This is a genomic window from Winogradskyella sp. (genome assembly GCF_025210595.1).
Taxonomy (GTDB): domain Bacteria; phylum Bacteroidota; class Bacteroidia; order Flavobacteriales; family Flavobacteriaceae; genus Winogradskyella.
This window is the reverse complement of the sequence record NZ_JAOARH010000139.1, coordinates 1-9,293: the sequence shown is the minus strand read 5'-3', so window position 1 is coordinate 9,293 and position 9,293 is coordinate 1. Positions and strand designations below refer to the sequence as shown.

General features: G+C 31.4%; 10 protein-coding genes. 3 read left to right on the top strand and 7 right to left on the bottom strand.

The genetic code is table 11. The features are described from left to right. A partial coding sequence (locus N4A42_RS13595; RefSeq protein WP_294075072.1) for a hypothetical protein occupies nt 1-428 on the top strand: 428 nt, incomplete at its 5' end. Nucleotides 429-567: 139 nt separating this feature from the next. Beyond that, entirely contained in the window at nt 568-1,659 is a 1,092-nt protein-coding gene (locus tag N4A42_RS13590; protein ID WP_294075070.1) for an oxidoreductase, read from the top strand. A 137-nt stretch (nt 1,660-1,796) separates the two neighbouring features. Here N4A42_RS13590 and N4A42_RS13585 read toward each other — a convergent pair whose 3' ends face one another. From N4A42_RS13585 to N4A42_RS13555, 7 genes are all read right to left on the bottom strand, one after another. After that, the gene (locus N4A42_RS13585; protein WP_294075067.1) at nt 1,797-2,246 is read right to left on the bottom strand and encodes a sensor of ECF-type sigma factor; all 450 of its coding nucleotides are present in this window, start codon (nt 2,244-2,246) and stop codon (nt 1,797-1,799) included. 10 nt (nt 2,247-2,256) lie between these two features. After that, a complete protein-coding gene (locus N4A42_RS13580) occupies nt 2,257-2,763 on the bottom strand; it encodes a hypothetical protein (protein WP_294075064.1) in 507 nt (168 codons plus the stop codon). A 76-nt stretch (nt 2,764-2,839) separates the two neighbouring features. Continuing rightward, complete coding sequence (locus N4A42_RS13575; RefSeq protein ID WP_294075061.1) at nt 2,840-3,382, bottom strand: RNA polymerase sigma factor; 543 nt, start codon at nt 3,380-3,382, stop codon at nt 2,840-2,842. A 352-nt stretch (nt 3,383-3,734) separates the two neighbouring features. After that, the gene (locus N4A42_RS13570; RefSeq protein ID WP_294075058.1) at nt 3,735-5,561 is read right to left on the bottom strand and encodes an ABC transporter ATP-binding protein; all 1,827 of its coding nucleotides are present in this window, start codon (nt 5,559-5,561) and stop codon (nt 3,735-3,737) included. Nucleotides 5,562-5,564: 3 nt separating this feature from the next. Continuing rightward, on the bottom strand, nt 5,565-7,292 hold the full coding sequence (locus N4A42_RS13565; RefSeq protein ID WP_294075055.1) for a phospho-sugar mutase: 1,728 nt from the start codon (nt 7,290-7,292) through the stop codon (nt 5,565-5,567). A gap of 77 nt (nt 7,293-7,369) precedes the next feature. Next, nucleotides 7,370-8,320: a glycosyltransferase family 2 protein gene (locus N4A42_RS13560; RefSeq protein WP_294075052.1), complete on the bottom strand. Its 951-nt coding sequence runs from the start codon at nt 8,318-8,320 to the stop codon at nt 7,370-7,372. Nucleotides 8,321-8,378: 58 nt separating this feature from the next. Further along, a complete protein-coding gene (locus N4A42_RS13555) occupies nt 8,379-8,897 on the bottom strand; it encodes a DUF4199 domain-containing protein (RefSeq protein ID WP_294075050.1) in 519 nt (172 codons plus the stop codon). A gap of 305 nt (nt 8,898-9,202) precedes the next feature. On the opposite strand from N4A42_RS13555, the gene N4A42_RS13550 reads away from it, so the two are divergent. Beyond that, nucleotides 9,203-9,293 (top strand): 50S ribosomal protein L31 (locus tag N4A42_RS13550; protein WP_294075075.1); only part of this gene is annotated, 91 nt, incomplete at its 3' end.

Genomic DNA, 9,293 nt, shown 5'->3' with positions numbered 1-9,293 from the left:
TACTCATATTTCTTATGATTTCTAATGGATATTTTCTTGTGCATTATATGAGTAAAAGAGGACACAGAGATCATGATTATAAATTTTCTATTGCTAAAAAATTAAATTTTGATGAAAAGCAAATGGCAGCATATGATTCTATGAAAACTGCTCATTTTGATAATATGAAGTCTTTATTTAAAAAGAATATGGGTTTAAAAAAAGCAATGTATTCTAAAGTGTCTGATGAGAATGTGACGCAATCTTATTTAGATTCCATAGGAGATTTAATAGCCAAGGGTGAAAAGGAAAAAGATATTGAAATGTTCAAACATTTTAAAAAAGTGAGAGCATTATGTAACGATAAGCAAAAAGAACAGCTTACAAAGATTATTAATGATGCTATAAAGCGTCGAAGTATGAGAAGAAAGCATAAAAAAAGAGATTGAGTTAACTGTTTGTGGTTTATTGTTTTACAATGTTATAAAACCATGTTTGTAAATTTTTGATTATTTTGATTGTTGTTAATTTGAAAAGCTTTGCGGTTATATCGTGAAGCTTTTCTATTTTTAGGCAAAATTGATACTTATGCGCATTTTTATAATCTTATTTTTTGTGGGTTTTATCTTTAATAAAACTAATAGTCAAAATCAACCTCGAAATTTTTCAAAAGTAGATATTGAAGATTTTGCGCAAGATCCAGCGCTGAATGTAAGAGCATTAGAAATTGTAAATGATGCATTTGCTTATCCTGTTTTTTTAACCTCTAATGGTGAATTAGGTATTATAATGACTCAAGAAATATGTAAGCAAATAGATTCTTTAAAGGATAGAAAATTTTATATTCATAAAGCAAATTTGTCTTCAGATTCATTGAAATTAAATTTTAGAGCATTAGCAGCTAGGGAAAATTCAGGCTATGGTGTTACTATTGGCAATCCGGCTTTAGTGTATAAGTTACATGTAGATGTAGAACGAAGCAAAATTGTATATCAAGAAAATCACCCTAAGGTTTTTTATGATTCTATGGATTTTTGGAACGATGAAGAAGGTATTGCCATTGGAGATCCAACAGCAGATTGTATGAGTATTATCATTACCAGAAATGGAGGTAAAACATGGAATAAAATTTCTTGCGAGAGTTTACCAAAAGCCAAAGAAGGAGAAGCTGCTTTTGCTGCTAGTGATACTAATATTGCTATAGTTGGAGACCACTCTTGGGTTGCAACAGGAGGCAAAGCAAGCAGAATTTTATATTCTCCAGATAAAGGTAAAACTTGGGAGGTTTTTGATACACCAATTATACAAGGTAAAGAAACTACAGGTATGTATTCTATCGATTTTTATGATGAAGAAAATGGATTTGCCATAGGTGGAGATTATACAAGACCTAATGCTGCTTTAGCAAATAAAATAAGAACTAAGGATGGTGGTAAAACTTGGCAAGTTGTTGCTGACGGAAAAAGTCCTGGTTACAGAAGCTGTGTGCAATACGTGCCCAATAGTGATGCTAAAGAATTAGTTGCTGTTGGTTTTAAAGGTGTAGATTATAGCAATGATGGTGGTGAGACCTGGAAGCATCTTAGTGATGAAGGTTTTTACACCATTAGATTCTTAAATGATTCCATAGCTTTTGCTGGAGGTAAAGGTCGTATAAGTAAGCTTACATTTAGAGAATAAAAAAGCCTATTTTAAAAGGAGTAAAAATTATCTTTCTGAACTTATTTCAGAATCAATCTCTTGTTTTTAGATTTTTTTTATAAGATCCTGAAACGATTTTAAGTTGACATAAAATAGCTTTTAAAACAGTTTTTTGTTTAATTTTTTCTGTTTTGTCTTCGTTCTCTAAAGTCTTTTAATTTATCTAATAGTTTTCGGTCAAATTCTCGCTCAGCTCTCATTAAATCTACAATTTTTTTATTAGAAATAACCTTTCTTAATTTTGTAAATAGCTCTCTTTGAAGTTGATGCTTTTGGTCTTCTATGTCTAGCATTTCATTTAATAAGACTTCAGCTTCTTTTTCAGTTAAATCATCTGGTTTTTTTGCTTTTCTTTTTGAAACAGATTTCTTTTTTAGTGCTTCTTTTTTTGCTTCTATGTCATTGTAAATAGGCCAGAATTGTTGTGCTTCTTCAGAAGTAAGAGCAAGCTTATCTGTTATAAATGCTACTTTTTGTGCTTTTATGCGTTCTTTTATTTTTTTGCCGTCTTGAGAAAAACTTGAAAAGCTTATCAGCAGAATTAGTATAGGGATTAATCGTTTCATCGTAATGTTTTTATTGTTGTAAAATTGTTTCAATATCTGTGTTTTCTAATAGATAGGACTCTAGGTTGTCTTCGCTAAATTCGGTTTCTGTTAATGTAAAATCTTCTTCAAGCATGTTTGCGTCAACTAGTAATTCTGCTAATTCATAGCTGTCTAAATCACTATCTTCAAAATAGGCTTCTACCATCTCTGCCGAAAACTCTTCAGTATTTGTTCCTTTTCCAATAAATATAGCGAGTAATAGTATTAAAGAGGCAGCAATACCAGCGACATAATAAAGGGTTTTTCTAGTGTTTAGCTTTATAACAGGTTGCTCTTCCTTGTTTATTTTTTCAAAAATTTTATCATCTAGAGACTTAAAATAATCTTTTGGTGCCTTAAAACCAGTGTCTTTAATTTTTTTTAAAGACGCTTCATCATTTATGCGCTCAAAGAGTTTGTCTTCAAAAGATTCAAAGTAGTTGTCTGGTGTTTTAAAACCTGTTGACTTTATGTTATGTAGCTTATCGTTTTTCATCTTTTGTTCCTGCAAGAGCAAGAATCTTTTAGTTGTTTCTGTGCCTGTTTCTAAGACTTCAAATTAATAAAATGGTTTAATCTGTAGTTAAAAAGCTTTCTATTTTTTTTACTGCGATATGATAGGATGCTTTTAAGGCTCCTTCGCTAGTTTCTAAAATTTCTGCTATTTCTTTGTATTTAAGGTTGTCAAAATATTTCATATTAAACACTAATTGCTGTTTTTGGGGCAATGTAGCTATGGCCTTTTGTAGTTTTAGTTGTATCTCGTCTCCTTCAAAATACACATCAGCTGTTAGGTTATTTAAAGCTAAATTTTGATGTTCTTCGTTTGAGATTTGTAATCGTTTTGCGTTTTTGTTAATGTGAGTAATGGATTCGTTGGTTGCAATTCTGTATAGCCATGAGTAGAGTTTGCTATCTCCTTTAAATTTATCGATACTACGATAGACTTTTATAAATGTATTCTGTAAAACGTCATCTGTATCATCATGAGAAATTACAATTTTTCTAATATGCCAATACAAATGCTCTTTGTAGAGATTTAATAATTCTCTAAAAGCTGTTTCTTTAGATTTAGGATCTTGGAGGCGTAATATGAATTCTGTTTCGTTTGTCAAGTAAAATACTTTAGTATTTAGACTTTTTAAATAACTAAAAGTTTAAAGTTAAAATATTTATTTTCACATGAATTTTGTTTTTGTTGATAATCAAGTGTTTATAATTTTAAACATCGATAAAAAGCATAAAAACACGATAAAAAGCAATTTTTTCTTGGTTAAGAATAATAATTGTTTTATGTTTGACACAGCTTAACCTATTAACTGTTATCAGTTTCCCCAAATCTGATAACAATTATGTAAAGGATGCATGTAAAATGCATCCTTTTTTATTTTGGGTATTCCGGTTTTGTTAATGTTTTAATTAAGAATGAAGTTCTTAATTTGTGTTTCACTAAGAAGTTCTCAGTAATTAATCAAAGCTTTGCATTTCTACAAGCTTGTTGTAAACACCATTTTTGGTTATAAGCTCAGTATGTGTGCCTTGTTCTACAATTTCACCTTTTTGCATTACTACAATAACATCTGCGTTTTGAATGGTTGATAAGCGATGCGCAATAACAATAGAGGTTCTGTTTTTCATCATTTTCTCTAAAGCATCTTGCACTAAACGTTCGCTCTCTGTATCTAGGGCAGAAGTGGCTTCGTCTAAGATCATTATTGGTGGATTCTTTAGTACAGCTCTAGCAATGCTGAGTCGTTGTTTTTGTCCACCAGATAGCTTATTACCAGAATCACCTATATTGGTTTCTATACCTTGAGGTAAATCTTTTACAAATTCCCATGCATTTGCGATGTTAAGTGCTTCAATAATCTCGTTATCTGTAGCATCCTCTTTCCCTAAAAGAAGGTTGTTTTTAATGGTGTCGTTAAATAAAATAGAATCTTGAGTTACAAGACCCATTAAATTTCTTAAAGAGTACTTTGTTAAGCCTTTAATATTTTCGCCATCAATTAATATACGTCCTTCGTTAACATCGTAAAAACGCGTTACTAAATTGGCAATGGTGCTTTTTCCACTACCAGATTGCCCAACTAAGGCTACGCTTTTGCCTTTAGGTATTGTTATTGATAAATTTTTAAGAACCAGATCCTCTTCGTATTTAAACGAAATATTATCGAGCTTAATTTCAGATTTAAAATCATCCTTAGACTTAGCATTTGGTATATCCTCTAAAGGAGATATTGTTTCTAAAATTTCTAAAACACGGTCAGCAGCAGCATTACCTGCTTTAACTTTATAGCTTGCTTTACTTATAGCTTTAGCTGGCGTAAGAATTTGCCAAGCTAAACCTATGTAGCCTATAAATGCTCCACCAGATAATGTTTTTTCAACAAGAACCATACTTCCTCCATACCAAAGTAATACAGCAATGGTTATAATACCTAAGACTTCACTTGTAGGAGATGCCAAATTTTGGCGATTCATTAATGTATTAGAGAAGTTATAAAACCGATTCGTAGATTTTTTAAATTCGTTATTAAATCGTTCTTCAGCATTAAAACCCTTTATCACTTTAAGACCGCTTAAAGTTTCCTCTAATGTAGATAAGAAAATACCTTGCTCTGTTTGTACTCTATTTGATTTTTTCTTTAAACTTTTTCCTATTCTAGAAATTATAAATCCTGAAACAGGTATAAACAGAAAAACAAATATTGTTAATTTTACTGATATCATAAACATTGTTATAATAGCAAATAAAATTGTAAGAGGTTCTTTAACAATAAGCTCTAGTATGGCAAGTAAAGAGTTTTTTACTTCATTGACATCTCCAGATATTCTTGCTATAATATCTCCTTTTTTCTTTTCTGAATAGTATGAAATAGGTAAATGCGTAACTTTACTGTAGATCTCATTTCTTAAATTTTTTAATACACCATTTCGTAAAAACGTAATAAAGTATAACCCAAGATAATTAAACAGGTTTTTTAATAGAAAAAGACTGATAATAAGAACAATCATGTACAACAAAGAACGTTGAGGTCCATACTGCTCTGACGTTGTAGTGATAATGTAATTAATTGAATTTTCAGCATAATCTTTTAATTCGCTAATTCCATTATATACAGGTTTTTCAGTTACTTTTTCTCCTTCACCAAACAATACGTTAATCATAGGCATTAACGATACCATTGCTAGTGTGCTAAAAAGCGCATAAAAAACATTTGAAATGATATTTAATATACCATAGCGTTTGTATGGTAAAATAAATCTAGAAAGTTTTTTTATGTAATCCATTCATTATAAATTCATATCCTTAAGGATAGCGTCAATCTTGTTTTCCAATAACTGCTCCGTTTCTTTAAAAGCAGACATATTGTCTAGTTTAGTATTAACACTGATATAGAATTTAATTTTAGGTTCTGTACCACTTGGCCTTAACGCGATTTTACTACCATCTTCGGTATAATAGATTAAGACGTTAGATTTTGGTATATCAATCACATCTTCGTTACCATTTGTCATGTCTTTTGCAATAGCGAGCTGATAATCTTCAATACGCACAACTTTAGAACCATTTACTTCTGTTAATGGATTTTCTCTGGCATCAATCATCATTTGCTTAATTTCTTGAGCACCTTCTATGCCTTTTTTGGTTAATGATACCAATCGTTCTTTGTAGAAACCGTGTTCTATATATAAATCGATTAATTTTTCGTAGAGTGTTTTTCCTTCCGCCTTGGCTTGTGCTGCTATTTCGCAGGCTAAAAGAGTAGAGGTTACGGCATCTTTGTCTCTTACAAAATCACCAACCATAAATCCAAAACTTTCTTCTCCACCACCTATAAAATCTAGCTCAGGGAAATCTTTAATCATTTTAGCAATCCATTTAAACCCAGTTAAGCCAATTTTACATTCAGCATTATATGCATTTGCTAAAACAGTCATCATAGGAGTAGAAACTATTGTAGATCCTACAAACTGATTTCCATTTATTTTTCCTTCATTCTTCCACTGCTTTAATAAGAAATCTGTCATTAATATCATAGTCTGATTTCCATTTAGAATTACCAATTCGTTTTCTAAATTTCTAACCACAACACCTAAACGATCACAATCTGGATCTGTACCAATAACAATATCTCCATCAACTTTGTTGGCTAATTCCATAGCCATTTTTAAAGCTTCTGGTTCTTCTGGATTTGGAGAAACCACAGTTGGAAAGTCTCCATTAGGATCTTTTTGCTCTTCAACAATATTTACATTACTGTAACCGGCTCGTTTTAGGGTTTCTGGAATAGACATTATTGATGTTCCGTGTAAGGAAGTAAACACCACATTAAGATTGGCTTTGGCTTCAGCTGTTGTGTTAGAACTTCCATTTTTAACAGATGCAGTTATAAAAGCATTATCAACGTCTTGCCCTATATATTCTATTAAATCTGTGTTAGCTTCAAATTTAATTTCAGAATAATCTAATTTATTAATTTCTGCAATAATTTCAGCATCATGTGGAGGAACTAATTGTCCGCCATCTTGCCAGTATACTTTATAACCATTGTATTCTGGTGGGTTGTGAGATGCTGTTAGTACTATACCACAATGACAATTTAAATGTTTTAAGGCAAACGAAAGTTCTGGTGTTGGTCTTAGATCTTCAAATAAATACACTTGAATGCCATTAGAAGAGAATACATCTGCAACAACTTTACCAAAAGCTTTACTATTGTGTCTACAATCGTAAGCTATTGCTACTTTAACCTGTTCATTAGGGAAAGATTGCTTTAAATAATTACTTAATCCTTGTGTGTTTTTTCCTAGCGTATATTTGTTAATTCTATTGGTGCCAAGACCCATTATGCCACGCATTCCTCCAGTACCAAATTCTAAATTTTTATAAAAACTTTCTTCTAATCCTTTAGGGTCAGAAGCAATCATATGTTTTATTTGTTCTTGTGTATCTTTATCAAATGTAGGTGTTAACCAAGAGTTTACACGCTCTAGTATTTCGGGTTTAATATAAATCATAAGTAAAAAGTTATAGTTACACAAATGTAAGCAATCTTAAAAAATGCTTGCTTAAATCTGTGTGATAATTCTGCTTGTTAAGCGATATTTAATGCTTCTTTAATGTGGTAGCGTTGTTGGTGACGTTTAGATCTTAAAATTAATTCACCAAGGAAACCAGCAATAAACAGTTGCGAACCTATAATCATTGTAGTGAGTGCAATGTAAAACTGTGGCCGTTCTGTGATAAGTCTTCCTGTAGGATCAAAAAATAATTTATCTAAACCTAAGTAAAAAGCAAAGCCAAACCCAATAATAAACATAATAACACCAAGTGCACCAAAAAGATGCATAGGTCGTTTACCAAAACGCGAGACAAACCAAATGGTTATTAGATCTAGAAAGCCGTTTATAAAACGGTTCATGCCAAACTTAGTATGGCCATATTTTCTGGCTTGGTGTTTTACCACTTTTTCACCAATATTGGTAAAGCCAGCATTTTTAGCTAACACAGGTATGTAACGATGCATTTCGCCATAAACATCAATATGTTTTACTACAGCATTACTGTATGCTTTAAGCCCACAATTAAAATCGTGCAATTTTACACCAGATGTTTTTCTTGCTGCCCAATTAAATAGCTTAGATGGTAGGTTTTTTGCAATTACAGAATCGTAGCGTTTCTTTTTCCAACCAGAAACGAGATCATAACTATGCTCTGTAATCATTTTATAGAGCTCAGGAATCTCATCAGGATTGTCCTGTAAATCTGCATCCATTGTAATGATAACTTCGCCAGTTGCTTTAGCAAAACCAGCATGAAGTGCTTGTGATTTGCCAAAATTCTTTAAAAAACGGATACCTTTTACATTAGGATTACTGTCGTTAAGCTCAGAAATTATTTTCCATGAATTGTCTGTGCTTCCATCATCAATAAAAAGAATCTCATAAGAAAACGAATTGGACTGCATCACAGATACAATCCAATCGTGTAACTCTTTTAGAGACTCATGTTCGTTAAGTAGTGGTATAACTACTGATATGTTCATATTGATGTTGTCTGAATATTCTTAGACGTCAAAAATACAGAAATTATTTAAGCATTAATTAGGAATTACTTCTCATTACTAATCCGCCTAATAAAGACCAAATTAAGCCAAAGAAAGCACTCATAGCTATCCAAAAAGCAGAACCAATTAATGGGTTAAACATTGTTTCCATCATTTTTATACTTTGTTCTAATTGTTCTTTAGTCATGTCAGGATTTTGCTCTATCATTTTATCTCTGGCAACTTCCATCATTTGCGGCATAAATTCTGGGTCAATAACATAATTAAACAATAATCCATATAAGATATAGGCAATAGCACTTATTACACCTATGACAACACCAAGTTTAATTGCATTTCCAAGAGTTAGTGTATTAGCATTTTGTTTTTTAAATACACTAATAGCATAAATAATTACAACAGGAAAAACGATATAATATACTACTTGAGGCCATTGAGCACCTTCTAGAGCTTGTCCTGTTACATAACTTACTACATTTAAGGCAATCATTACAACACCTAAAATGATGCCATAATTCATTGCAAATTTACCAGTTGCTGGTTTTTGATGTTCCATAATTGAGATGGTTTTTTAGTTAATTGACTAGTTAGTATTCAAAGATAGTAAATTGTTACACTCAATTCCCACGAAAGTGAGAATCTCATCAAACGATTAGATAATTTAGGCATTAGGCATTAGGCATTAGGCATTAGGCATTAGGTATTGGGTGTTGGGTGTTGGGTGTTGGAAAAGTTAGTTTTGTCTTTACCTTTGAGAACTAACATAATCAATACGAAAAAAAATAAAAAAACATTGTAGAATTGTAAAAATTACTTAAATTTGCACCTCGAAAAAATCGAAAATATTTAAAGCATTTAGCGATGAAAGCAGGAATACATCCAAAAAATTATAGAGTAGTAGCATTCAAAGATATGTCTAATGATGAAGTTTTTTTAACAAAATCTACTGCAG